This is a genomic window from Vallitaleaceae bacterium 9-2, from assembly GCA_038396585.1.
GTDB lineage: Bacteria > Bacillota > Clostridia > Lachnospirales > Vallitaleaceae > UBA1351.
The window spans coordinates 3,672,238-3,697,674 of sequence record CP121691.1; the positions used below are offsets into that span (position 1 = coordinate 3,672,238).

General features: G+C 39.7%; 22 protein-coding genes. 4 read left to right on the plus strand and 18 right to left on the minus strand.

Translation table 11 applies throughout. The annotated features are described in order from the left end of the window. Positions 1 to 15: 15 nt before the first annotated feature. The 6 genes from QBE53_16705 to QBE53_16730 form a co-directional block, all read right to left on the minus strand. Positions 16 to 1,545, minus strand: a complete 1,530-nt coding sequence (locus tag QBE53_16705) for a DNA methylase (protein WZL81416.1) — start codon at positions 1,543 to 1,545, stop codon at positions 16 to 18. A 147-nt stretch (positions 1,546 to 1,692) separates the two neighbouring features. After that, the gene (locus QBE53_16710) at positions 1,693 to 2,148 is read right to left on the minus strand and encodes a PTS glucose transporter subunit IIA (protein ID WZL81417.1); all 456 of its coding nucleotides are present in this window, start codon (positions 2,146 to 2,148) and stop codon (positions 1,693 to 1,695) included. Between the two features lies 1 nt (position 2,149). Next, positions 2,150 to 3,214 carry a MupG family TIM beta-alpha barrel fold protein gene (locus QBE53_16715; GenBank protein ID WZL81418.1) on the minus strand — a complete coding sequence of 355 codons (1,065 nt, stop codon included), beginning with the start codon at positions 3,212 to 3,214 and terminating at the stop codon, positions 2,150 to 2,152. Position 3,215: 1 nt separating this feature from the next. Further along, a complete protein-coding gene (locus tag QBE53_16720) occupies positions 3,216 to 4,697 on the minus strand; it encodes a PTS transporter subunit EIIC (GenBank protein WZL81419.1) in 1,482 nt (493 codons plus the stop codon). A gap of 9 nt (positions 4,698 to 4,706) precedes the next feature. Then, positions 4,707 to 5,600, minus strand: coding sequence for an N-acetylmuramic acid 6-phosphate etherase (gene murQ / locus QBE53_16725; GenBank protein ID WZL81420.1), 894 nt, complete (start codon positions 5,598 to 5,600; stop codon positions 4,707 to 4,709). Between the two features lie 3 nt (positions 5,601 to 5,603). Beyond that, positions 5,604 to 6,443, minus strand: coding sequence for a MurR/RpiR family transcriptional regulator (locus QBE53_16730; GenBank protein ID WZL81421.1), 840 nt, complete (start codon positions 6,441 to 6,443; stop codon positions 5,604 to 5,606). Positions 6,444 to 6,730: 287 nt separating this feature from the next. Between QBE53_16730 and QBE53_16735 the strand changes: the two genes are divergently transcribed. Together QBE53_16735 and QBE53_16740 are read left to right on the plus strand one after the other, a co-directional pair. Beyond that, the gene (locus QBE53_16735) at positions 6,731 to 8,149 is read left to right on the plus strand and encodes an arylsulfatase (protein WZL81422.1); all 1,419 of its coding nucleotides are present in this window, start codon (positions 6,731 to 6,733) and stop codon (positions 8,147 to 8,149) included. A gap of 105 nt (positions 8,150 to 8,254) precedes the next feature. After that, positions 8,255 to 10,012 (plus strand): methyl-accepting chemotaxis protein, encoded by a 1,758-nt coding sequence (locus tag QBE53_16740; GenBank protein ID WZL81423.1) that lies wholly within the window; start codon positions 8,255 to 8,257, stop codon positions 10,010 to 10,012. A gap of 40 nt (positions 10,013 to 10,052) precedes the next feature. On the opposite strand, the gene QBE53_16745 is transcribed toward QBE53_16740, so the two are convergent. The 5 genes from QBE53_16745 to QBE53_16765 form a co-directional block, all read right to left on the minus strand. Then, on the minus strand, positions 10,053 to 10,658 hold the full coding sequence (locus tag QBE53_16745) for a pentapeptide repeat-containing protein (GenBank protein ID WZL81424.1): 606 nt from the start codon (positions 10,656 to 10,658) through the stop codon (positions 10,053 to 10,055). Positions 10,659 to 10,695: 37 nt separating this feature from the next. Beyond that, positions 10,696 to 12,033: a PQQ-dependent sugar dehydrogenase gene (locus QBE53_16750; GenBank protein ID WZL81425.1), complete on the minus strand. Its 1,338-nt coding sequence runs from the start codon at positions 12,031 to 12,033 to the stop codon at positions 10,696 to 10,698. A 109-nt stretch (positions 12,034 to 12,142) separates the two neighbouring features. Further along, positions 12,143 to 12,463 carry a putative heavy metal-binding protein gene (locus QBE53_16755; protein WZL81426.1) on the minus strand — a complete coding sequence of 107 codons (321 nt, stop codon included), beginning with the start codon at positions 12,461 to 12,463 and terminating at the stop codon, positions 12,143 to 12,145. A 20-nt stretch (positions 12,464 to 12,483) separates the two neighbouring features. After that, positions 12,484 to 13,275: a 4Fe-4S binding protein gene (locus QBE53_16760; protein WZL81427.1), complete on the minus strand. Its 792-nt coding sequence runs from the start codon at positions 13,273 to 13,275 to the stop codon at positions 12,484 to 12,486. Between the two features lie 79 nt (positions 13,276 to 13,354). Next, complete coding sequence (locus QBE53_16765) at positions 13,355 to 14,761, minus strand: aspartate ammonia-lyase (GenBank protein WZL81428.1); 1,407 nt, start codon at positions 14,759 to 14,761, stop codon at positions 13,355 to 13,357. A 150-nt stretch (positions 14,762 to 14,911) separates the two neighbouring features. Between QBE53_16765 and QBE53_16770 the strand changes: the two genes are divergently transcribed. Then, positions 14,912 to 15,862, plus strand: coding sequence for a LysR family transcriptional regulator (locus tag QBE53_16770; GenBank protein ID WZL81429.1), 951 nt, complete (start codon positions 14,912 to 14,914; stop codon positions 15,860 to 15,862). A 9-nt stretch (positions 15,863 to 15,871) separates the two neighbouring features. Here QBE53_16770 and QBE53_16775 read toward each other — a convergent pair whose 3' ends face one another. Together QBE53_16775 and QBE53_16780 are read right to left on the minus strand one after the other, a co-directional pair. Beyond that, the gene (locus tag QBE53_16775; protein WZL81430.1) at positions 15,872 to 16,549 is read right to left on the minus strand and encodes a fructose-6-phosphate aldolase; all 678 of its coding nucleotides are present in this window, start codon (positions 16,547 to 16,549) and stop codon (positions 15,872 to 15,874) included. A gap of 14 nt (positions 16,550 to 16,563) precedes the next feature. Next, positions 16,564 to 17,310 (minus strand): DeoR/GlpR family DNA-binding transcription regulator, encoded by a 747-nt coding sequence (locus tag QBE53_16780; GenBank protein ID WZL81431.1) that lies wholly within the window; start codon positions 17,308 to 17,310, stop codon positions 16,564 to 16,566. 154 nt (positions 17,311 to 17,464) lie between these two features. Between QBE53_16780 and xylB the strand changes: the two genes are divergently transcribed. Beyond that, positions 17,465 to 18,985: a xylulokinase gene (xylB, locus tag QBE53_16785; GenBank protein WZL81432.1), complete on the plus strand. Its 1,521-nt coding sequence runs from the start codon at positions 17,465 to 17,467 to the stop codon at positions 18,983 to 18,985. 11 nt (positions 18,986 to 18,996) lie between these two features. Here the strand turns inward: xylB and QBE53_16790 are convergent, their stop codons facing one another. The 5 genes from QBE53_16790 to QBE53_16810 form a co-directional block, all read right to left on the minus strand. Beyond that, complete coding sequence (locus QBE53_16790) at positions 18,997 to 20,220, minus strand: MFS transporter (protein ID WZL81433.1); 1,224 nt, start codon at positions 20,218 to 20,220, stop codon at positions 18,997 to 18,999. A 12-nt stretch (positions 20,221 to 20,232) separates the two neighbouring features. Next, positions 20,233 to 21,066 (minus strand): GNAT family N-acetyltransferase, encoded by an 834-nt coding sequence (locus QBE53_16795; protein ID WZL81434.1) that lies wholly within the window; start codon positions 21,064 to 21,066, stop codon positions 20,233 to 20,235. Between the two features lie 117 nt (positions 21,067 to 21,183). Next, a complete protein-coding gene (locus tag QBE53_16800) occupies positions 21,184 to 22,140 on the minus strand; it encodes an ROK family protein (protein WZL81435.1) in 957 nt (318 codons plus the stop codon). A gap of 11 nt (positions 22,141 to 22,151) precedes the next feature. Then, positions 22,152 to 24,650, minus strand: a complete 2,499-nt coding sequence (locus QBE53_16805; GenBank protein WZL81436.1) for a transglutaminase-like domain-containing protein — start codon at positions 24,648 to 24,650, stop codon at positions 22,152 to 22,154. Positions 24,651 to 24,662: 12 nt separating this feature from the next. Further along, positions 24,663 to 25,424, minus strand: coding sequence for a copper homeostasis protein CutC (locus tag QBE53_16810; GenBank protein WZL81437.1), 762 nt, complete (start codon positions 25,422 to 25,424; stop codon positions 24,663 to 24,665). Between the last annotated feature and the right edge of the window lie 13 nt (positions 25,425 to 25,437).

Sequence of the window (25,437 nt, forward strand, 5' to 3'; positions counted from 1 at the left end):
TGCTATACTGTCGTTCTAAGCTTTGTGCCCTCCTATTTGACGATTTCGTTCTTTGGTTGTGGCTCCTTCTTGTAGATTCATTCCCTTTAGGATTGCATTCTTTCCATACTTTTTCTTTATGCTTAAGACCGCTTGCTGTATTTTCTTTTCTTTTTTTAGTGCTTGGTCTAATTGATGTTGTTTAGTCTCATCTGTAAAAAGGTTGAGTTGCTCATAAGCACAAGCACGGGCGGCTTGGTCTTCACTTTCTACATGGTTGGCTACAATATTGACGCGTCGCACAAGTAGCTGTGGATGCGCAATCTCGTCAAACAACTTCATCACGGCTTCCATAATCCATTGAGTTGAGGATGTCTTCTGGGAGAGGTTGATTGTTCCATTAGCATGTTTTGGTACTTTGCGCCCATAATAATCTGTTTTTACCTCACCACTATATCGCCTAGCAATCAAAGGATCTGTGAGATTTGAGATATCATAGCCTATGGTAAGCACAAGTTGGTCTGTAACCAACCCCTTATCGACCAAGTCCAAGACTAAGAGGTCGGTCATTTCCTGCACAATAATACGCGCTTTATCAAATGTGTATGGCGTATGTAGCACTTGCCCTGCTCCTGTACTTTGGTTCTTTGGTTTATATGCTTTAACTTCTGCGAGTGTACAAGGTTCAACTCCCCATGCGTGATCAATCAGCAATTCGCCATTGACACCAAAAAGTTGGTACAATAAGGCTTCATTCTTAATTGAGCATCGTGCAATATCTCCCATTGTAAATATTCCATTGTCTTGAAGTTTTTTGGCATAACCTTTTCCCACTCGCCAAAAGTCCGTGAGCGGTTGATGCGCCCATAGCTTTTGTCGATAGCTCATCACATCAAGGTAGGCAATACGTACTCCGTCTGCATCTGCCGGTATGTGTTTGGCAACAATATCCATGGCTATCTTACACAAGTAGAGATTAGTTCCAAGTCCTGCTGTTGCTGTAATTCCAACTGTTTTTATAATATCTTGTACCATACGTTTGGTGAATTCATAGGGGTTAAGTTTTGACGACTTTAGGTAATGTGTAATATCTATAAATACTTCGTCAATGGAGTAAACATGTATATCTTCTGGAGCGACATATTTCATGTATATCGCATAGATACGGGCACTGTATTTCATGTAGAGAGCCATCCTTGGTGGGGCAACAATATAATCAATCCCCAGCTTTGGCTCTTGCTCTAGTTCAGTAGAAAAATATGAGCTTCCTACAAAGGTTTTGGTTGCGAGTTGCTGTAATCGAAGCGCATTGGCTTGTTTTACTTTTTCAATAACTTCAAATAGCCTCGCTCTTCCCGGAATATCAAAGGCTTTAAGCGCTGGTGAAACAGCAAGGCATATTGTTTTTTCAGATCGGCTGTTGTCCGCTACAACAAGATTTGTTGTTAGTGGATCAAGATTGCGCTCAATACATTCTACGGATGCATAAAATGATTTTAAATCAATCGCTGCATATATTCGATTCGTCGATTCCATATTCATGACCTCTTTACGATACATTTTCATTATATAGGCTTTCCCCTATATACAGTATAGCTTAGAACATACGTTCGGTCAAGTTTGACTATCCATAAAAAAGGAAGTTAATCTCACATATAAGACTAACTTCCGATTGCTTTTCACCTATTTTCACCGTAATAGCCTGTCGCCGCTTCACCGTACAGTCATTACCTTATCTTTTACTTTTACATGACCTTGCTTTTCAATGGTTATCTGGTGCTCTGATGTCACGACAACAGGGGTTATCAATGAGGGAACCTTATCTTTTATTGCCTCTATATCAACTTCACAGAGCAAGTCACCCACCTTGACCTTATCGCCGACTTTAACATGCATACGTATGCCTTCGCCTTTGAGCTTAACTGTATCTAGGCCAAAGTGCACCAATATCTCAACACCACTGGGACTTTTTAACCCATAAGCATGTCCTGTCTCAAATGCTACCGTGACTTCCCCTTTAATTGGCGAACAGATTCTTCCATTAGAAGGATTTACGGCAAATCCTTCTCCCATCATTTTTTGTGAAAAAACAGGATCGGGCACTTCTTCCATTCTTATAAGTTCTCCTTCAACGGGAGAACAGACTCGAGTTACTTTGTTCATTAACATGTCATTTCCTCCTGACCAAGCGCAAACGATCACCGCGTTGAATCATACCGACAAGCCTTATGTATGCATCGTCTAATTGTCCGATGACATTAACACGATGGTCTGCTTCCAATGCTTTGTAAACTAATTGTATCTCACCACTATATCTTTTATATAAATGATTATCGATTGTCAACGCACCTTGCTCGCGCTTAATGCAGTTGTCTTGCTCGATTTTCATTCCACTGTTTGTTGAGTATTCTCTTGATTCTAAAAATCTAAACGCATATGCCCCTGAATCTTCCCTAATTGTATATTCCTTGTCATAAAGTTTGGTATACTGACTTTCTAGGTGGATTGGAACACTGATAATTCCATGATGAATATAATCCATAATCCATTGTATCTGGGTCATATCCATATTAAGATCACCCAAAAGAACTAAATCCATCGAATACTGGTTCGCCGCTTCTATAAAGCTTACATACGGAGCTATATTTCTTTGGTGTTCTAACGTAGGTAATCCATCAAAAATAGGTCCTCGCCGCGCATTGTCCCCTGCAATAAACATGGCAATATCGTAACCACAGAGTCGTAATTGTTGATTTTTCCCCTGAAAAAAGGAACACTCTAGTCCCGTCTCTTGGCGAGGATAATAATTATGAATTGCTAGAGGTTTTTTCCCTGCCTTAGATAATGCCGCCATCATATCCGGCTTAAGCGTCGATGCATTGACTGCAATGTCAATCTCTTCCATGGCTTCTTGTATCTGTTCTTGTGTAAATCCATAATCCACGCGTATGACATCTATATCTAATGTGTTTTTTAGCTCTACCATGGTCTTGCATCCAAAAAGCTCCAGTGTTCGTTGAGATATATCTGCTATGATATTAAACCCAAACGCTTTTAACTCGTTTAACATATCTATAATCGATTGTTTGTAGCTTGTTTTATCTTCTGCCTCTTCCATAATATGTAAAGAGGTGAAGATGTAAACATCTTCACTCTCTATTTGTTGAAGAAAAGGCTTTTGCTGTTCATAGGAAGATACATAGACAGAAAATCCAAATCTTACCTTTTTATTCATGTTAATTCACACTCACACTTTCTTGCCCCATACTTCCATGTATCTCAAGTCCTTCTTGACCAACTTCTGCCACATCACTATCTTTGATAAAGATGGCTGTAACGATGAAACCGCCAATATATGCAACGACTAATCCGATAAAGTAGTTTAACATTGAACCTGGCTGCATAAGTGGTATCGCAGTAATTCCTGACGGTCCCCAAGCGGTTGCAAGTACTTTAGTAATCATGACATAAGCTCCACCAAAACCTGCTCCAAGCCCTGCTGTAATAAATGGTTTACCCATAGGTAAAGTTACTCCATAAATTAGTGGCTCACCAATACCAAGAATTCCTGCCGGCAATGCTCCTGAGATGACTTTTTTGATTTGATGATTACCTACTTTTTTAGCTTTAATATAAATAGCAATCGCTGCGCCTACTTGTCCGGCTCCCGCCATAGCAAGTACAGGGAATAAGGAAACTCCACCCATTGCTTCAAGTTGAACTGCATAGATTGGAATTAATCCATGATGTAGTCCTAACAATACCATCGGAAGGAACAATGCAGATAGCACAAATCCAGAGATAATGTTTACTACAGCTATATCCGAAGACACTAACACTTCAAGGACCTTAACAAGATAATCTGAAAAGATTCCCGATACCGGCATAATAATAACAACAAATAAAACGGCGGTTATTGCTAATGTTAGCAACGGAGTTACAATAAGGTCCAAAACATCCGGCACCAATTTTCTAATGCGTTTTTCTATTTTGGCAAGAATGTATACACCAACGATAACGCCGATAACTCCACCTTTACCTGAGCGCAATACAGATAATAATGGCGACTCATCATTGTACATCCCAAAAATTCCAGAGATTTCATTGATTTGTGCCATAACTGACATTGCACCGAGCATACCACCAAGGGCTTCTGTCGCTCCAAATTTTTTGGCTGCATTAATACCGGTGAAAATCGTAAAATAACTTAAGAATGAACCACCGATAAGTGAAAAGAAGAGTCGAATAGTATTCCATACTTCACTTGAGGCTAAATTTCCTGTGGATTGAAGGTTCGTAATCAACCCTGCAAAACCATTGAATATCCCGGCAGCAATAATCGCTGGAATCAGTGGAATAAATATTTCACCAATGGTTCGAAGCCCTTGCTTTAAGCGGCTTTGTTTTTGTTTTCCTTTGATTGCTTCTTTATTTGCTTTCCAGTTTTCATCGGATACTTGTGGATTCTTGTCAAGCTTTGCCACAATTAAAAACTCGTCCAGCAATTGTTTTGCCTTTCCAGGTCCGACAATAATCTGTAGTGTACCATCTCCGATAACTCCCATAACACCTTCAAGTTTCTTTAAACTTGCAATGTCGGCTAAGGAATCATCCTTAAGCTGAAGTCGAAGACGTGTCATACAATTTGTCGCACTGATTATATTACCTGTTCCCCCAACATGTTCAATAATGTGTTTTGATAATTGATTATAATCCATAACAACCTCCTAAATTAGTGCGTTTTTAATATGTCCCTTTCCTTTTTCAAGTCGCTTTTTTGCTGTATCTGCGTCACACTCCAACAAAAGCATTGTAATCGCAAGTTTTACATGTCCATCGGCTTGTTCCAGAGCTTTTTTGGCGGTTTCACGGTCCACCTCGCTCGCCTGCATGACAATATTTTCTGCTCTTACTTTTAGCTTCATGTTGGTCTGCTGTACATCCACCATTAAGTTTTTGTAGGCTTTTCCGATACCTACCATTGAAGCCGTTGATATCATGTTAACCACCATTTTTTGTGCCGTTCCCGCTTTAAGTCGTGTCGATCCGGTCAAAACTTCCGGTCCCGTAACAACTTCAATCGGAATATCTGCTGCTGCACCGACTTTGGAACCTTTGTTGCATGTGATTCCAACAGTTGTACACCCAACCTCTTTTGCATAGGATAGTCCACCGATAACATATGGCGTACGTCCACTTGCCGCTAATCCGATAACAACATCTTTACTTTTTAAATCAATGTCCTTTAAGTCTTGTATACCAAAAGCCTCACTATCTTCTGCGCCTTCTACAGCACGTATAAATGCTTTTTCACCACCCGCAATAAGACCAACCACTTTTTCCGGTGGTGTTCCAAATGTTGGAGGACATTCAACCGCATCAAGTAACCCTAAGCGTCCGCTTGTTCCTGCGCCCATATATATCAAGCGTCCTTCTTGTTCAAACGCTTTTATAACGGCTTCCACCGCTTTGGCTATATAGCTTAGTTCTTTTTCTACCGCCTTGGCTACAGAAGCATCTTCTTCATTCATTACTCGAAGAACTTCTTCTATAGGCATTCCATCTAATTGCATCGTTTTGGTATTTCTATTTTCTGTTACTAATTTGCCCAGATTTGTCATAACTTATCCTTTCTTCATATAGGTCGCTTGAATTCGCCTAATGGATTCATCATAATTCTTATTTGCACAAGCTGTATATAATATATCAATGATATTAAGCTGTGAAATTCTAGATGACATGGCTCCACTTCTAAGTGTTGATTCATTGGCCGCCACAAAAATATTATGATCTGCCAATTTAGAAATTCTGGATTCAACATATCGCGTAATTGAAATGACTTCCACATCGTTTTTCTTTAATTCTTGAATACACTGAATCATCTCATCTGTTTCTCCAGAATAGGAGATGACGATACCTATATCGTTGCTATTCATGTTTTTTGCTTGTAATAATTGCAAGTGCCAGTCTTCATAAACAAAACATTGCCTATTAATACGCATAAATTTTTGTTGTGCATCTTTGGCAACAATCAGTGATGATCCTATTCCAAAGATTCCTATATTAACTGCTCGTACAATAGATTCGATACATTGTTCCAACGTTTGCAAGTCAATCAAGTTACGTGTCACATCCAAAGACTTCATGTTCACATGTGTGATTGTATCTACAATAGATTCTAGATCATCATCATCTGATATATCCATGTTGAATTCTTTGGCTGATTGCTTTTGTATGGCAATTTCTTGTATTAAATTTGTCTTTAGTTCTTTAAACCCTTTAAATGAATTCTTCTTACATAGTCGGACAATCGTGGAAGCCGATGTGTAGGTTCTGCTTGCAAGCTCATGAATACTTATTCGAGTGACTTCTTCTTGATGTTCAATAATATAGTCGATCACTTCTTTTTCTGCACCACTCGTCTCTTTTAAATACTCTCTTAATCTAACAATAACACTTTTCATTGTCATCTCCTTGCTCTCATAGTCTTACTATAACGCCACGAGAATTTTATTTCAATAATTTTTGCATAAAACAAAACTTTGTTTCATTATACGGCATATTTTACCAAAATAACATGGTACATATGAAACTTTTGTTAAATAACCACAAAAATTTTCTCTTTTTCACTTATGCGATATATTGGCGACCTATGGATCCTTAATATGAATATTGTGCTATTTTTTCTTGCTTTATCCTCTTTTTATTTATATCCACATGATATACTATAAAACAAAGTAAGGAGGTTCTTATGCAAAAACCAAATATTATTTATATACTTGCCGACGATATGGGTTATGGCGACCTATCTTGTCTTAATGAAAACGCAGCTTTTACAACACCTCATCTTGATAAAATGTGCCAAGAAGGTATGTATCATACCGATGCCCACGCAACTTCTGCCCTTTGCACGCCTTCTAGATATAGTCTTATGACTGGACGCTACAATTGGCGCTCCTCACTTAAGGAAGGTGTTCTTTTTGGCTATGACGCACCTTTAATTGAAAAAAGCCGCCCTACAATCGGGTCTTTTTTACAGTCACAAGGATATAAAACCGCATGTATCGGAAAATGGCACTTAGGCTTTCAATGGCCACTAACAGATTCGAACAATCCTGAGAGTATAGACTTTTCTTTACCTCTACTTGATGCACCTGTTGATCACGGTTTTGACTATTTTTATGGAATATGCGGTTCGCTAGATATGCCCCCATATGTCTATGTTGAAAATCGCCGTGTCACCGCCATGCCTGATCGAATTACCAAATGCCACACAAGACTCCCCATTGAATTGACCAAGCATTTTTTCAGAGATGGTCTAACCGGTGCTGATTTTGAACATTCGGATGTTCTGCCTAATCTTACCCGCCGTGTCTTATCACAGATAGACCAATGGCAAGATGAACCTTTTTTCTTGTATTTTCCTATGACAGCTCCTCATGCACCTATGCTGCCCACTGAAGAATTTATTGGTAAGTCCGGCACTAACCTTTACGGTGACTTTGTCCTAATGTGTGACGATATTGTCGGTCAAATCAATCAAAAACTTAAAGATTTGGGGCTTGTTGAAAATACAATTGTCATCTTTGCCAGTGACAACGGATGTGCTCCAATGGCCAACTTTGCTGAGCTTGCACAGTTTGGTCATCACCCAAGTTATATCTTTCGAGGACATAAAGCAGATATTTATGAAGGCGGTCATCGCATTCCATATATCATAAAGTGGCCTGATAAAATCAAGCCAGGTACCTATAGTGATGAACCGGTTTTACTCTCAGACCTATATGCAACGTGTATGGACCTTCTTGATATAGCCCCCGAGACAGATGAAGCCCCAGATAGTCGTAGCAATCTTGATCTCTGGCTTAATCAGCATAGAGAGGCACCTATTCATGAAGCTCTTATTCATCATTCCCTTAACGGGTCCTTCTCTATCCGAAAGGGTCCTTGGAAACTGGAAATGTGCCCCGATTCAGGTGGATGGAGCGCGCCAAAACCCGGTAGCTTACCTAACAATTGTCATCCGATACAGCTTTATAACCTTGATGATGACATTCGAGAACAATATAACATTTATGAACACTATCCAGACATTGTTAATGAACTTAAGGAAGCCTTATACGCTATCGTTGGAGACGATGGCGACCCCCATTATGGCATGAAAAATTAGGCTATATACCAAACTTTTTTTACCCTTTCTGAGTCATTGACACCTAAGAGATATACATAGTATACTTAGGACAATTTAGTCACTAAAGATTCAGGGAGGGTATCTATGAGTAAACTAAAAGAACAAACCAAGGGAAAGGTATTAAAAATCAAGTGGATCAGTCACATCAAGCTTCAAGTCAAGCTCGCAATTCTCATTACATTGCCTGTGGTGATGAGCCTTATGATTTTTTTTATAAACAATCATTCTCTGGCCGAAAACAAACAAATGATCGAGCAATTAAATAGTACTTATTTCGTTGGACAGTCGACGCTTCTTGATGTAGATAAGGATTTATATCAAGCCATGACCGGTCAATTAATGAAAATCTCCGGTCAAAATGAAGCCGTCATCGAAGAAGGCAAATATCTACTTGAAAAAAACATCCAAGATGCACAAGAACGTGTTAACTTAGCTCAAAATATTTTTACCAACTTAAATTCACTTTTATCTAAAAAGCAACAGCAAGAAGTACTTGATAACTTTACTCAATATGATATACATATGGCTGCTTGGAAAGAAGCTTTAGATGCGCCAGATGATACGTATGACATCTTAGCCGGTTACGAATATTTTGACTTGGCTAGAGATGATATCGATATACTGATTGAAGAAATAAAAGCCATGACGAATTCTGAACTGGAAAATCTGAATGCAAAGACAAAGCAAATGCAGCTTTTTCTCATGCTTTTTATAGCCATGGGGATCTGTATAGAAGTCATCCTTGGTGTTGCGGTTGCTAAAGATATTAACGACCGTGTAAAAACCGTCAACAACCATATGGGGCAATTATCTTCTTTGGACTTACAGACAACGGATATGCAGGCTTTAGGGAACGATGAAATTGGACAGATACAAAATCAATTGATGGTAACTGTACAAACTTTTGGCGAATCCATCACTAAGGTGAAAAAAGATATGGCTTTGATGGTCAACCTTCTTGAAGAGACAAATCATGGCATTGAAACCATTGATGGTAACACAGGCAATGTCGCCAGTGTAGTCGAAGAACTGTCAACAGGTGTTAAGACAACCTATACTTCTATTTGTACGTTGGTAGATATATTAGATGATGTTACCGATGGAATTGGCATTGTTGCAAAAAAAGCTCAGCTAGGAGGTCATATCGCCGTAAAAATTGCTGAGAGAGCTACAAATATTAAATCAGACTCTGTCCAATCCAATAATGAAATAAAAGTGATGCGAGAAGATGTGCAGAGAAAATTAAGCGTTGCTATTGAGGAATCAAAAAAAGTAAAACAAATTAATGAATTAACCGCCTCGGTATTAACTATTTCTGCCCAAACCAAACTCCTCGCACTTAATGCTGCGATTGAAGCTGCTAGAGCCGGAGAAGCCGGAAAAGGCTTCTCTGTCGTTGCCGATGAGATTCGAAAGCTTAGCGAATTGACTGAAGATACTGTAGGCGAAATTGAAGGACTAACGGAAATTTTAATCAACTCTGTTGACGCGCTCCAAAAGGGAACCGAAGATTTAATGCATCTACTTAATGGACGCGTTACACAAGACTATCAAAAAATGAAAGAAGCTGGAGAGCTTTATGAAAACGATGCAGGAGAAATAAATGAAGTCGTTGCTGAATTAGGTGCAACGAGCCAGGAAATACTGGCTTCTACAGAAACAATCTCTACGACAATTCATGATATGATGGCAGCTTCCGAAGAATCTGCAAAAGGAATTGAAGATATTGTAACGCGCGTTGTCGATGTTTCCGACGCGACAGGAAAAATGACTAAGAAAACAGAGCAACTTGTGTCAAGAATTAACCTTGTTCATGAGAACATCAACCAATTCCAAGTATAATATGACTCCAAAAAAGGGGCTGTTTTAAACAGCCCCTTTTTTATACAATCTTAACGCCTAACATCCGTGTAATGTCTGCCGCCTGGAACATATTAATCTTGGCTCCTTGTAATTCAGGCAGACCTTCCGATAACATGATTCCTTCTATAGTACAGGTGGATAGGTCCATGTTTTTTAGGGGTGTCTTGTAAAAATCAACCCCGGTAAGGTTAGTATCTACAATTGTTGTCTTTTTAAAGGTCACCTCTGAAAAAAAAGCTTTTTCAAACTTGGTCTCTTCAATCTTACAATTTTCCCACACAGATTGTGCTGTATTGACATAGTCCATAAAGCCATTTTGAATTGTCATCCACTTAAAATGACTATTGCTAAAGTTTGCTCCATTGCCTTTACAACTATGCATCAATCCTTTTTTCCAGAACGTATCTATAAACTTAGCATTTGAGATGTCGCAATCCTTAAATACCACATCATAGAACCCACTTTTGGTAAAATCACACTGAATGAAGCGACACTTCTTAAAGGTCACCTTTTCAAAATCTATAGACGATAAGTCTAGTTCCTCCAGCACTTCACCTTCAAAGGTTATGTTTTCTATGGTATTCTCATCATCTACTCTTGCTAGTCTAAGTTGTTCTAATAGCATAATTTTTTTCTCTCCTGTATGTCATTGCCTTATTCATTCATTGCTCGACTTCTTGAAGCTGATAGACTCCTCCTCTAAAATCAAGGATGTAAAGTTCCCCCATCCCATCAAGTCCAAAGGAAGCAATACGTAGGTCTGTATCAAGAAGATGTATGTTTTCTGCGTTACTATTCACATCCAGCCACAATCCCCATAGCTTGCCACTCATAAAGTCACCATAGACATATACACCATGTAAACTCGCAAGCGCTTGCCCATAATAAGTGTAGCCTCCTGTGATGGACTGGCCTTGTCCATGATCATAACTATATAAAGGTGCAACAACCTTGCCTGCTAAAGGGATGTTGTCATTATAAATTTTATCGCCTTCATAATGGGACCATCCATAATTCCCCCCGTTTTCCACGTGATTAATCTCTTCGACTGCATCCTGACCTACATCGGCTACAAGCATTAGCTCACGCACGTCATCAAAGCTGAACTTCCATGGATTGCGAAGTCCATAGGCATAGATTTCTTCTCTAGCCCTATCTTGACCTACAAAAGGATTGTCTTGTGGAATTCCATAGTTTAAACCCTCTTGGTGTTCATTGATGTCAATGCGAAGGACTTTTCCTAATAAGTTTTGCAAATTCTGGGCATTGTTATCAGGGTCTCCGCCCGACCCTCCATCGCCACTAGCTATATAGAGATACCCATCGGGTCCAAAAGCTATATGTCCTCCATTATGATTTACATAAGGTTGCTCAAATTCTAGAATCAGCTTGGCCGTTGCATCCATCACCGTATACGATTGATTCGAAGCATCCGGTTTTACTTGGTATTCAACAAGTTTGGAAAAATCATCCTGGGTATAATATACAAAAAACCTTGGATCTTCTGGATAGTTTGGATGAAAGGCCAGCCCCAAGAGTCCGGTTTCATTTTCTGTTGAATCCACGACCGTAGTTAAGTCGATAAAAATATCCATAGAAGCATCCGATGTATGAATACGCTTGACAAGTCCTTGTTTTTCGACCACATAAACATACGGGCTGTTTGCATAGTCAGCAGTTAGATATAAGGGTTGGCGAAATTCAAGTTCCTCAAAAACCGGTGTCAATGTATAGATACCTGGCTCAAATACATCCGGGAGACTTTCCCCCTTCCCCTTGTCATCTTCTACTTCCGCTTCTACTATCGCTTCTTCTTTTGTGTTTTCTGTTACGTCTTGCTGCGTTTCTTCTAGGAAATCTTGTGGCATCTCTTCTGGGGCTTCTATAACGTCTTCACGCCCAGTATTGCTTGTATTTTGGGTTTGTTGTGTTGCCTGGTCACATCCTATAAAGAAAATACTTATTATGCCTAGACATATAAAAAGTAAAATTTGTCGCATAAAATCCACATCCAATCATTAATTGACATTGGTTTTCATTTACACATCTATTTTACCACTTAAAGGACGTGCCGTCGAATCTAAGAACAAAACGCCTCATGGGCTTAACTTATTGAACCACAACTGCTGTTCCCGAAGCTGTTACCATAAGCATATTTCCGCCTTGACCTAATACCTCATAGTCAATATCCACACCGACAACCCCATTACACCCTAATTGGGCCGCGCGTGCTTCAAGTTCTGCAAGGGCATTTTCTCTGGCTTTTATCAATTCACCTTCATATGAATTCGACCGTCCTCCAAAGAAATTAGTCAAGCCGGCTGCAAAATCCTTAATAAAATCCACACCTGAAATCACCTCTCCAAAAATAATTCCCTTGTACTCAATAATCTGTTTGCCTTCAATCGTTGGTGTTGTTGTAATAATCATATGTTACCTCCTTATTTTTTTCATAGAAACACTTCGGGTTGACATGCCGGCAACCTATAATTCTCCAGTAACCACTGTCTAATGTTCTGAAACTGTTCATCTTCAAAGCGTTTTGCTCCTTGAGGACACGCCTTGACACACGCATTACAGTGAATGCATAGAGTCGAATCTACACTCCTTACATCCTCTTGATTAATGGCTGCCATAGGACACTGCCTAACACAGATAGAACAGTTATTACATTCTTCTGTTGTTATTGGTGCCATCAAAGTTCCTGGTTTTTTAGGTTTGTATGGATATGCCCCGGGAACTTCTCTTAGAGGTGTTAACTCTTTTGACAACTTCTTGGCGATCATTTGACCAAAATTACAAGCAAAGTTAAGATCACCTGTGTTGGGGCGTCCTGAAGCAATTGCATCGGAGTATGAATGTTCGCCAACAAATGCCCCCGCCGCCAAACTAATAAAACCATTATGCTCAAAGAGGTCTTTAAGTTCTAGAAGGGCATCATCATAAGCACGATTTCCATAAGAAACCACAGGAACAACCCAGGTCCTTTGTCCATGTATTTTTTCAAAAAATGGGACTAAGAAACCTGGGACTCTTCCTGCGTATACGGGAACACCAACAATAACCAGATCATCCTGGTCAAAGGTCATACCACTTTCTCTGTTACTGGGCAAGGTGATATCATATTCTATGATGTCTTTGGTTGCATCCATACCTTGTGCAATCTCTTGTGCTATTTCTCGTACAATTTTTTTTGTGCCTTGTGTCGGGCTAAAATACAGCGCTTTAATATGTTTTTTCATTCTACTACCTCCACAGCGTTTACGCTACCCATGGATAGTATTATACTGTATTTTAATCCAAGTATCAATTTTCTTCTTCTCAGCGTTGCTCTGTCATCGAATAGGCATTAAACAATTCTTTTAGTTTATCTTCATGCATATAATGCTTTTTCTTAATAATCGTTAATAGCGGCTCTTTATTATCAAGCACTTCTTTGGCAATTTCTGTGGCCTTACCATATCCAATATATGGGCATAGCACGGTGACTAATCCTGCGCTAGATTCCACCAGTTCTCTACATCGCGTTTCATTGGCTTGAATTCCAAGGATACAGTTGTCAACGAAGGTTTTGATTCCTCGTGTCAGTATTTCAATGGATTGAAATACATTATGAAAAATGACCGGTTCAAATGCATTAAGTTCCAGCTGTCCACCTTCAACCGCCATTGTTACAGTGATGTCATTGCCTATCACTTGAAACGCGACTTGATTAATCACCTCAGGAATGACCGGATTGATTTTTCCCGGCATAATGGATGATCCATTTTGTTTTTTGGGTAGGAGAACCTCTCCAAGACCAGTTTTAGGTCCTGAAGACATCAGTCGCAAATCATTAGCTATCTTCGAAAGGTTGACCGCACATGTTTTTAATACGCTCGATACATATAAAAAACCATCCAAATTTTGTGTCGCATCAATAAGATTTTTTGCTTGTTGAAGAGGTAATTCTGAAACAGTTGCTAGGTTTTCTACAATATGGTGAATATACTCTGGTGATGCATTAATGCCTGTGCCTATGGCTGTACCTCCCATATTCACGGTGAGCATTTCTTCTCTTGCACGCTCCAAGCGTTTCAAGTCTCTTGATACAACACAATAATATGCTCTAAATTCTTGCCCCAGCCGAATTGGAACTGCATCTTGTAGTTGGGTTCTTCCCATTTTAATCACATGGTCAAATTCAATCGCCTTGGATGCAAGCGCATCACATAAACGTTCAAGCTCTTGTTTCATGGCATCGATTAATCGAATCATGGTCATTTTACCACTTGTGGGGAAGACATCATTGGTTGACTGACTACAATTGACATCGTCGTTAGGATTTACCAGCGTATAGTCCCCTTTCTTACCACCTAATAGCGTAATTGCATAATTGGCAATCACTTCATTTGCATTCATATTAAAGGAGGTGCCTGCACCGCCTTGAATGGGATCTGTTATAAATTGATCGTGAAGCTTCCCTTCAATAATTGCATCACAGGCTTCAATAATCGCATGCGCGACGTCTTCTTTGATATTCTTAGTTTGCATATTTGTTATCGCTGCAGCTTTTTTTATAAGGGCAATACTATGAATCATCTCCGGATGCACGCTCATACCGGTAATATGAAAATTCTCTAAGGCTCTAAGGGTTTGTATCCCATAAAACGCATCGGCTAACACAGGTTTTTCCCCAATGGAATCGGACTCTATACGTTGATATCGCTCATTTAACAATGTCTTCATGACAACCTCCTAAAAAACAAATCTCTGTTATGCCTTTATTATACGACCGCTCTGTGATAGAATCAAATATATATATTAGTATATTCATTATAACCATTTGTTTATACCTCGCCATTAATCCACACCACACTCTTTCTTATGGAGGCTTTTATGTTTAAAGGAAAAGAATACATCTATGAAGTCTATAAAACTCGAAATTTTTCAAAGGCAGCTACCAATTTATTTATATCACAGCCTTCCTTAAGCGCTACCGTCAAAAAAATCGAGCAACGTCTTGGCACCCCCATCTTTGACCGAAGTGTAAATCCTATTCAGTTAACTGAATGCGGTCAAAAATACATTCAATACATTGAGCAAATCTTTGACCTTGAAAATGATTTTAAAGCCTATTTGAACGATATAACCACCTTAAACACAGGGCATTTGACCATTGGTGGGAGTAACTTATTTTCCTCTTATATTCTCCCTTCCTTTGTTTCCGGTTTTATCGCTCGCTACCCAAATATTGATGTGAAGCTCATTGAAGACAACACCAAGTCCCTTGAAACGCTTTTATCCAAAGGCTCTCTAGATCTGCTTATCGATTATTCCGCCTTAAACCCCAGCGCCTATGATCGTGTTTTATTTGGTTCTGAGCACCTACTCCTTGCCGTCCCTAGACACTATAGTGTCAATGAAATGTTGACAGATTCTGTTTTGATGCAAGAGGAAATTCTCCAGGACACCTACTTAGAAGATAATGTCCCTACCGTTTCTCTCAAACTTTTTCAGGACTTGCCATTTGTTCTTATGCGACCTGGCAATAATACCCGTGAACATTCCAATCGCTTATTTAAAGCGTTTAAAATCGCCCCCCCAGTTATCTTGGAACTCGATCAACAGGCTACTTCCTACCATATTACGTGTTCGGGTATGGGCATTTCGTTTATTTCTGACACACTAATAAAGCAAACCCCCTATGATCCGAGAGTTTGCTATTATAAAATCGACAGTAAACACACCCGTCGAAATATTTACTTTTATTACAAACATACCAAATATATGTCACAAGCCATGAAAGCTTTTTTACACCTTTCCTGCCATGACTTTGATAAGCAATAACATTTACAATTAATCCATATATAAAAATTTGTTGTTATTGGCTATAAGCCAATCGGCTTCAAAATCGTTCACAGCTTTTGTAATATCCGGCATATTCAACGCCGCCTCGATAAGACTTGGATCCAATGTCACCGACTGGGCTCCTGCAATAAATGCCTTGTTCACTTGACTAATATTTTTAAAGCTTGCTGCTAATATCTTTGCACTTGATTGACTCTGATCAATCATCTGTCGGCATTGCTGAATCACTTGTTCCGAATTAATATTGAGTCCTTCCATGCGATTATAATAAGGTGCAAGGTAATCGACTCCTGCTTTAACTGCAAGTAGACATTGCGTCAATGTATAGATAGCCGTTGCCGTCACATGAATATTTTGTCCTTTGAGTTGCTTTATGACTTTAAGACCTTCCATCGTTGTCGGCACTTTTATATAGACGTGTTCATCAATTTTCTCTAAAATTTTCTCTGCATCACGCAGCATACCATCAACATCTTGTGCTGTAACTTGGATATGAAGTGTGCGCTCATTACCTATAATGGAACGAATCTCCCGCATATGCTCAAAAAAATCTTGCACCCCGTCATTTTTAATAATCGATGGATTGGATGTCACCCCGTCAATGGGTAAGCACTCAACCATCTTTTCAATTCTAGCTAGGTTTACTGTATCTAATAAATATTCCATAACTTCCTCCTATACTATACGACCGTCACCTGTACATTAGCCAGTGCCATCTCCTCTAAAATCTCAGGGGATAGCCCTTGACTTGTAATCACATGACTGACTTTGTCCGCGTGTAAAAATGACACTGTCCCTGGATGATTAAACTTGGATGCCTCTGTCAGCACATAAGTTTCTCTCGCTTGTCCCGCCATTACCCTTACCGTCTCTGCACGGACCATATCATCTCCGGTAAATCCGGTTTCTTTTGAATATCCATCGGTACCTACAAAAATTTTATCCACCCGAAATTGTTCGGCACATAGCTTGGTCAGTGGGCCTACCATTGCCTGACTATTTTTTTGATACTCGCCGCCAAGAACGATACAGCGAATATTTTCATAATGCTGTATATGCCTAACCAAGTAAGATGCATTGGTAATCACGGTAACCTGTTTTCCAGAAGCTCCTAGCGTCTGTGCAAAAACAGCGCAAGTCGAACCTGCATCAATCATAATCGTTGCGTTATTGGCCACATATTTTATCGCTTCTTTGGCTATCGCTTTTTTTATATCATAATTGACGGCAATACGATAATTGATGTCACTTGTGTCTTTTAGTGTTGCATACCCTTGTTCTCTTTTTAATATGCCTTGTTCCTCTAATGCAGTGAGATCTTTTCGCACTGTCACCTCAGATGTGTCCACATAGCTTGCCAATTCCTTTACGCGAACTTTCCCTCGTTCACTGACATATTTAATAATTTGCATCTGTCGTTCATTCATCCAAAGACCTCCTTTGGACATATTATAGCAACGCATCTTCATTGTGTCAATATTTTACTTTCGTTCGAAAGTAATCTATTTACATACAGAATATTTTATGCTATTCTAAAGACAACATTTCAGATACTTATTCATCAATGCAGGAGGTATATTTATGGTACACTATCTAATTGCACACGACCTTGGTACATCAGGCAACAAGGCATCCCTATTTACTACTGATGGGAAACTGATTCGTAGCCAAACCGTTTCCTATCCCACCCACTATGCACCCGGACATATTGCAGAGCAAAACCCTGAGGATTGGTGGCAAGCGGTAATTCAATCGACACAGCACATCCTTAAGGGAATCGAGGCTGATCAAGTCCTTGCCATGTCATTTTCTGCACAAATGCAAGGCTGTGTTCTCGTAGACAGCCATGGTGATGTGTTGCGTCCAGCTATTATCTGGGCAGATCATCGTGCACTTGATGAAACTACATATCTTATCGATCAACTAGGTCAAGAGACTATCTATTCCATCACGGGGCACCGACCAAGCGCCAGCTACAGTCTGGAAAAACTAATGTGGATTCAACGTCATGAACCTCATCTTTACAAAAGAGCTGCATATATGTTGCAAGCAAAAGACTACATCATCCATAAGTTAACCGGCATCTTTGCTACCGATGCTTCCGACGCTTCAGGTACCAATGCCTACGATCTTAAAAATCAATGCTGGTCAAAAGAGATTCTTGATGCTGCGAACGTTCGCCTTGACCTTTTTCCTCCCATCCTTAGATCAATTGATGTTGCTGGAAGCTTAACCGCTGATGCCGCCAAAGCTCTTGGCCTTTCGTCAAATGTACGCGTGGTTATGGGTGGTGGAGATGGTCCTTGCTCCGCTCTTGGTGCAGGTTGTATTGAACCCAACTCATTATTTTTAACTTTTGGAACTTCCGCATGGATTGGTGGAACCACCGATGATGTCTTTATTGATCCTAAACAACGCCTTTTCTGCTTTGCGCATGTTATTCCCGGAAAGTATATGCCTTGTGGAACTATGCAGTCCGCCGGAAGTGCTTATAGTTACATCAAAGACCTCTTCTATCAAGCAGAATGTATGACGGCAAAAACACATGAACAAGACCCCTACGATGTACTTGGTGACTTACTGACCCAATCACCTGTTGGAAGCAATAAACTTTTCTTCCTTCCATATCTTACCGGCGAACGCAGTCCGCACTGGAATCCCAAGGCTTCAGGTAGTTATATTGGTATGGCTATGCACCATACAAAAGCTGATTATCTTCGAAGTGTGATTGAGGGCATCGGATACAATTTGCGTCTGATATTGGATGCATATCAGCCGCAACTATCGGTTCCAGACATGATGTTTACTGGCGGCGGTGCAAAAGGTGACCAAGTTTCACAGATATTAAGCGACGTCTTAAATATTAAGTTAACCCGTCCAAAACATGTTGAAAATGCAACCTCTATTGCAGCCGCAATTCTCGCGGGTATTGGCATTGGTCTTTTTGAAGATTTCGATGTGATTCATGATTTTCTTCCTCTGCAAGATACCATTGTTCCAAATCCAACCCATAGCGCACTATACAATCAACAGCTTCTTTTATTTCAAGAAATATATGATGCACTATGCCCAATTTATAAGCGCCTTCATACAACAACATAAAACCGCTCCAATTATGGAGCGGCAACAATATTGAACTTATACTCATGGAATCGAATGGCGAGTGCAATAAGCATCAAAAAGACTCCAGAACCTATGATAATCCATTGTAATGGTAGCATATCTGCTAACGGACCAAATAGCATCATGCCTAAAGGTAAAAAACCAGAGTACATCGACGATAACAAACCAAAAACCCGTCCTTGCATCGATACCTTAGTATGTTCATGAAATAATGTTGTCATCGACGTTTGAGCGCTAGTCATTGCTATTCCATAAAAAAGCATAAAGAGTAGATAAAGATTGAAATTATTAATCCCTCCCATACCTATGGCACATACTCCAAAAGCAAATAGGCTATAATATAAAGTCTTAGTTTTGGAAGAAAATCCACCCCACACACTCATAAGCACTCCCCCTATGACCATCCCGGCAAAGCCAATAAGCTCTACCGCTGTCAGGTGCCAATAAGTATCACCATATGATCGGCGAACCAAAAGCCCTGCGAGAAATCCTCCGGGAACCGTCAAAAAGATAAATCCTGCGTATACCACCAACAATCTAACTAACATTTTGTGTGCATATACATATTTAAAACCTATATGCATTTGTTCAAAAACGCTCACCTTTTCATTGACCTTCTGATGTTTTGGAAGAACGAGACATGCTATGATGCCCACACCAATCACTGCAGTCACAACATCTAAAAACATCGTAAAGCGTAATGTACTTATAGATAAAACAACTCCTGCAACTGCTGGGGCAGCAAACTGAACCATTGACTGCAATGTTGTATTAAATCCATTATAGCGCATTAGATGTTCCCTAGGCACAAGACGCGGTATCAACGCATGTACTGCGGGCGTCTGAATTCCCGTCGCCAAAGAACGAAACGCTGATATCACCAGTAGGCTATTTAATACCATAGTATCACCCGATAGGTAAGGCATCACTACTATCAAAAGCAATGTTGCCGTGGCAATTGCAAGATCTGCACCAACAATCAACCACTTACTGTTCAGATGGTCTGCCCATACTCCACCTAAAAAAGATATAAAAAATTGAGGCAAATATGAACACACCGTAAATGCCGCCACCCAAACTCCTGACGATGTTCCTATCGTCACATACCATATGATCGCCATCTGCACAAGTGTCGAACCAAATAAGGTGATCGCCTGGCTTATGAGAAAAAAAACAATGCGTCGTTCCCAAGTATGCTGTTGCTTTGTTAACATTATGCTTTCCTCCTATGTTTTTGGAGGAAGTACAAATCTCTGTGTTGGATATCCAAACTCAACAAGCAACTCCCTTTCTGCAAATCCCAGCTGTTTTAACTCTTTGCGATAGCCTGTATCTGCCTTGTCATGTTCACGAAAGGTTGTCGTAGTGATTTCTCGCCCCGGCAAAAATTCATCCATTAACGTATCCAAAAAAAGTTTTTGAAGTCCGCTTCCCCGATACTGTGGATGTATTCCCATAAACTCTATGCACCCTCCATCATATGAAAACAGCATGCATCCAATAATTCTTTTTTGGGATTCTAGAACTAACGCTTGCTCTTTTTGGATATGCGCTTGAAGTTGCTGAAGATATTGGCGCTCATCAAGATGTGGATATCCATCAATAATCAGATGTATAAACTCCATCCACTCAAAGATATCACTTGCCTTAGCTAAACGAATATCCTCCTTGGAAAATGTTCTATTGGCCATGGCTTTATTGAGATAGAACCGTAACTGTAAAGGATAAAACTCCTGCGATTGTCTATATTTTGCGGGAGTCACTTTATACATTGCTTTAAATACTTTGCTAAAAGACTGTTGACTCTCATACCCACAACAAAGTGCTATATCAATAATTGGACGCTCAGAAAAAACCAACAGTTTGGCTGCTTCTGTTAACTGGCGTCGACTTACATAATCATGAATCGTCATGCCGACTGTATCTGTGAATTTTCGGTGAAGGTGATATTTGGAATAATGCGACGCAGTAGCTAGCGTTTCCAAATCCAACTTATTATCTAGATGCTCTTCTATAAAATCAATAACTTTTTCAATACGAATAACATTGGGGTTTTCCATTTGACTTCCTCCTTTCCGTTAACACAGTAGCAAATGTCGCTCGCCTTGTTTTGATATTTCTTGCTGTTTAAAAAGAGATATTGCTATTAAACAATATCTCTTTGAATATCTTTTTACTTATGCATATAATTTGTACAGCATCCCAGCTCCGATAATTCCAGCATCATTGCCCAGCTGACAAATCACAAGTTTGGTTTTCAACCCAGACGCTGCTTTTCCCATTTCGTTGTAGATTTCTTCATTTAACAGATTTAGCAATACTTCTTTTTGATTTGAAATCCCTCCACCTAGAGCGATAGCCTCTGGTTGAAATGTATTAATTACATTGACAATCCCTATGGCCAAGTTATGTATATAGCTTTTGATCAGTTCATATGCATAAGGATCTTTTTGATGATATGCCTTAAAAACTATCTCTGGTGAAATATGCTCTATATTGTTTTGGGCAAACTCAAAAATCAAAGATTCCGGATATTTTTTTATCATTTGCTTGGCTTCATATATCAATGCCGTTGCCGATGAATACACATCCCAGCACCCATGGCGTCCACATGGGCAAGGGCGTCCGTCTGCTCGAATCACTGTATGACCAAGCTCTGCCCCTGCGTGATAGGTTCCTGAAAAAATTTTATTATCCATAATAATTCCAGAACCTATTCCCGTTCCGATAGTAATCGCTACAAAGCTTTTATAGTCCTTACCTATGCCCGCCACATATTCTCCATAAGCTGCGGCATTTGCATCATTTTCTATATGAATCGGACATGGTAGCATCTCTTGAAGATGCGCCTGAATCGGTACATCTTCAAAAGCCAAATTCGATGCAAAGACCACTCGACCACTATGAGGATCAATAATTCCGGGGCACCCTACACCAACCGATTGAACCGCACCCATTCGAATACCATAATCTTTGACTAATGATTTAACCAGTATTCCAATATCATTAACAATCGCTTCCCAATGGCGTTCTCGCCGGGTGGGAATACTCTTTTTAAATACAATATTTCCTTGCGAATCCAGTACCGCACCAGCGATATTGGTCCCTCCTAGGTCAATCCCAATTGAATACATCTTCTACCTCCTTATCGATTGAGTATTTTCATAATTAAAGAAGATAAGCCGACATTATATCCACTAAAACCATAGACTACATTTAATCCGTTTTCTGTCACCATCGTCAGTGGATATTTATTGGGTTCAACAAATATTCTTCGCGCAATGTCTTCAACATCGCTTTCATCATATAGATAATATACTTTAATTTGCGGTAAAACCTCTAAAGTTTTTTCTAATGTCGCATTTTCAAGGGCTTGTTGATTTTTTAAGATAAAGATAATAGGTACATTACTTTCACGATATTCTTTTTCTTTGGCTTGTAGCTCATTTAAAATATGTTCTGTAGGTTCACGTCCTTCTTCCAGCCATATAACTACAGCTTTTTCATCATGAAGAATATCTGCGGCTTCATATGTTTGGTCTCCATCGGATAGGAAAAAGTTGGGAATAGTAATATTTTTTAGCATGTCTTGTATATTCCCACTCTCTAACGTAATCTCCAAATGCTTGACTTCATCTGCTTGGATTTGTAGATAGTGCTGTGTAACCCACAGGGAGCCATTGGGCATACGATTACTGCAAAGTACTCTATATTTTCCTGGCACAAGCTTATGGGTATAAGTTCCTGCCTCCCAAGCAAGCTGCTCATAATTTAGCGTGATATATCGCCCTTTTTCTTGACGAGCGATGGTATAGTTTTGAAAATATTCCCACCGATGCTGACTCGCATTGACCAAGACAAGCTCGCCTATATTTTTTTCTTCATATAATGGGATAAATCTTCCATCCGACCAATAATGCACCTCACCTGTAACAGCATCCAATTTTGCCGCAATTCCTAGCGTTCGGTAAATACATACACAAGCAATTTTTTGTGACATTCGACTGCCAATGCCATAGGTCAATATATCTAAAGGATTGGTATATAGAGCATCATAGGCTTTGTCATCAACGGATTGTACGTGGGCGCGAAGATACTCATAGACCCGTCGAGGCTGCTCGAGAAAGCGTGCTTTTTGTTCTTGGGTAAAATAGTTGTCAATAAACGCCCGATATGCTGTCAGCTCTTCATAATAAACCCGTGGATTTAAAAGATAGGCACCATATACATCCCTCTCTTGCAAAGCTTTATATTGAAGGGCATGACGTAAATGGTGTTTTAACATATCTGCCGTTACATCTTTGTAGTCTTTTAAGCACAAGGAATTAAGGAGCATCTTCTTATCTTCCCACTCAAAATCCGAATCCAAAATAAAGGATTTTAGTTCGCCAAAGTTCTCCCCACTTTCTAGGATTCCTTCAACAATCTGTGTCGCTTGTATGTGCTGTTCTTCCAAAAACTGTGTGGCTTCGTTCGTCCATTGTCTCACCTTCGCTTTTCGACGCCCGTCACTTTGATCAAACTTTGTACGTCTGACCTGCTTTTCCTCTTGAGATAGAGGTCTATAGATTTGTGGTGCATCCAGCGGTGCATGAAAATGATAGGTTCCACTATATTCTTTACAGTGTTGCCGATTATTTTTAATCAAAGTCACATTCTCTTCATACATGGTCGCAATTGCTTCACCAATATATACATTATCTTTATGTGCAATAAGGTGTACATCGCCTAGTCCGGTCATCACCTTGGCTCGTCCCAGATGATTGGTATGAAGCTTTGCAATCGGAAAATATTCCGAATAATTTAAGACTTCAACTTCAACTTTTGCACCTTGAATCCCTTGTCCGTATTCATCAACTACGGTTATATTAAGCTCTTTGATTTTTGCATAGCGATGCAGATGATTGACCATCTCCACTTGATTGTTCATCATAAACAGGCGACTGTGAATCATCATGGCACGCGCCGAAGCCGCATTAAACCACCCAAGATCTAGCTCTTGTTCCGGCTCACAGGCTCCCAAGTAGTGCCAACGTCCATCAATCCAAGCCTCAACCCATGCATGGTTGTCATCACAATGGGACCATCTAGGAACATATACCTGTCGTGCAGGTATTCCCACACTTCTTAGGGCCGTCACCGTAAATGTAGACTCTTCACCACACCGACCGTTTGCGGTTCGAAGTAAAGTTAATGGCGAGGATGTACGTTCATCCGTGCTCTTATACGTCACATTTTCCAAACACCAATAATTTATATCCAATACTGCTGCTTCCATTGACTTGTCTTTGATGTGATGTATAAGCCGTTCATAAAAAATGGGTCTGCAATCTTCAATTTTTTCATTATTGATTCTTGGAAAAACCACATAATCCAAAAAAATATCTGTTGGCATCTGTTGGCACCAACCAATATTTTCATACAAAAACATGCCGTGTCTGACATAGGATAAAAAAACCTCAAATTCAACATTAAACCAATCACTCATTGGCACACAGCTATATATGTATTTTAGATAATGTTGTTCTTCTTGACTACACTGTTGTAGCGCATTAAAAATAGGGTGGTCTTGTTGCCCTATTTTAAGCATTGTTGTATTAAAACTATGATCAATAGCTCTTAACTGTTCTGGAGTAAAAATCATATGGCCTCCCTTTTATATCCTTTTTTTCAATTTATTTTCTAAGCTCGTATATACTTTACGTATCTTTTCACTATCCGTCACCCAGTAGGCATATTCGTCAATATATTCACTTCCCATCGTCACTTGTTCCTTGCGATAAACCATTGGGCTGTCATGACGTTTTTTCCCGGACAAATGGAAGGTATGGGCTTGGGTTCGATCAATAAGTTCTTCAATATTATTCTCATTAACACCGCTTCCAACCATAATGTCAATCTGATCGGCGGATAATTCCACTAACTCTTTAAGCAGTTGTGCTCCATCTATACAATGGTTTTGCTGTCCGGAGGTTAAAATAGTCTGGATGCCAAGTTTTTTTGCCTGTTCAAGAGTTTCATATGGATTTTTTGACATGTCAAAAGCTCGATGCAACGTAATGTGCATATTGCCTGCTATTTTTATAAGCTCTTGCATATGCTGCATATCAAGTGTACCATCCGGTTTAAGCATTCCAATGACCACTCCATCTGCACCGGCATGCTTGAAAAGTTCGACTTCACGACACATCCGACGAAACTCGTATTGACTATAGCAAAAGTCTCCTGCCCGCGGACGAATTAATACATGTACCTTCATCTTGGTTGCTTCCTTAACCAACTCATATAGAGCCAAGCTAGGGCTCGTTCCTCCAACAATCAAATCACTGCATAATTCTAGGCGCATGGCTCCGCCTTTTTTTGCTTCGATGGCCGATTCTACTGAATCAACACATGCTTCCAAAATAAAATCCATCATCTTCCTCCCTACT

Bases quoted from the DNA above. Each gene is read 5' to 3' on its own strand.
- QBE53_16760 (WZL81427.1), bottom strand. From the start codon at position 13,275: ATGAAAAAACATATTAAAGCGCTGTATTTTAGCCCGACACAAGGCACA.
- QBE53_16740 (WZL81423.1), top strand. From the start codon at position 8,255: ATGAGTAAACTAAAAGAACAAACCAAGGGAAAGGTATTAAAAATCAAG.
- QBE53_16745 (WZL81424.1), bottom strand. From the start codon at position 10,658: ATGCTATTAGAACAACTTAGACTAGCAAGAGTAGATGATGAGAATACC.
- xylB (WZL81432.1), top strand. From the start codon at position 17,465: ATGGTACACTATCTAATTGCACACGACCTTGGTACATCAGGCAACAAG.
- QBE53_16765 (WZL81428.1), bottom strand. From the start codon at position 14,761: ATGAAGACATTGTTAAATGAGCGATATCAACGTATAGAGTCCGATTCC.
- QBE53_16775 (WZL81430.1), bottom strand. From the start codon at position 16,549: ATGGAATATTTATTAGATACAGTAAACCTAGCTAGAATTGAAAAGATG.
- QBE53_16755 (WZL81426.1), bottom strand. From the start codon at position 12,463: ATGATTATTACAACAACACCAACGATTGAAGGCAAACAGATTATTGAG.
- QBE53_16795 (WZL81434.1), bottom strand. From the start codon at position 21,066: ATGGAAAACCCCAATGTTATTCGTATTGAAAAAGTTATTGATTTTATA.
- QBE53_16805 (WZL81436.1), bottom strand. From the start codon at position 24,650: ATGATTTTTACTCCAGAACAGTTAAGAGCTATTGATCATAGTTTTAAT.
- QBE53_16735 (WZL81422.1), top strand. From the start codon at position 6,731: ATGCAAAAACCAAATATTATTTATATACTTGCCGACGATATGGGTTAT.
- QBE53_16780 (WZL81431.1), bottom strand. From the start codon at position 17,310: ATGAATGAACGACAGATGCAAATTATTAAATATGTCAGTGAACGAGGG.
- QBE53_16810 (WZL81437.1), bottom strand. From the start codon at position 25,424: ATGATGGATTTTATTTTGGAAGCATGTGTTGATTCAGTAGAATCGGCC.
- QBE53_16715 (WZL81418.1), bottom strand. From the start codon at position 3,214: ATGAATAAAAAGGTAAGATTTGGATTTTCTGTCTATGTATCTTCCTAT.
- QBE53_16710 (WZL81417.1), bottom strand. From the start codon at position 2,148: ATGTTAATGAACAAAGTAACTCGAGTCTGTTCTCCCGTTGAAGGAGAA.
- murQ (WZL81420.1), bottom strand. From the start codon at position 5,600: ATGACAAATCTGGGCAAATTAGTAACAGAAAATAGAAATACCAAAACG.
- QBE53_16720 (WZL81419.1), bottom strand. From the start codon at position 4,697: ATGGATTATAATCAATTATCAAAACACATTATTGAACATGTTGGGGGA.
- QBE53_16790 (WZL81433.1), bottom strand. From the start codon at position 20,220: ATGTTAACAAAGCAACAGCATACTTGGGAACGACGCATTGTTTTTTTT.
- QBE53_16770 (WZL81429.1), top strand. From the start codon at position 14,912: ATGTTTAAAGGAAAAGAATACATCTATGAAGTCTATAAAACTCGAAAT.
- QBE53_16705 (WZL81416.1), bottom strand. From the start codon at position 1,545: ATGAAAATGTATCGTAAAGAGGTCATGAATATGGAATCGACGAATCGA.
- QBE53_16800 (WZL81435.1), bottom strand. From the start codon at position 22,140: ATGTATTCAATTGGGATTGACCTAGGAGGGACCAATATCGCTGGTGCG.
- QBE53_16750 (WZL81425.1), bottom strand. From the start codon at position 12,033: ATGCGACAAATTTTACTTTTTATATGTCTAGGCATAATAAGTATTTTC.
- QBE53_16730 (WZL81421.1), bottom strand. From the start codon at position 6,443: ATGAAAAGTGTTATTGTTAGATTAAGAGAGTATTTAAAAGAGACGAGT.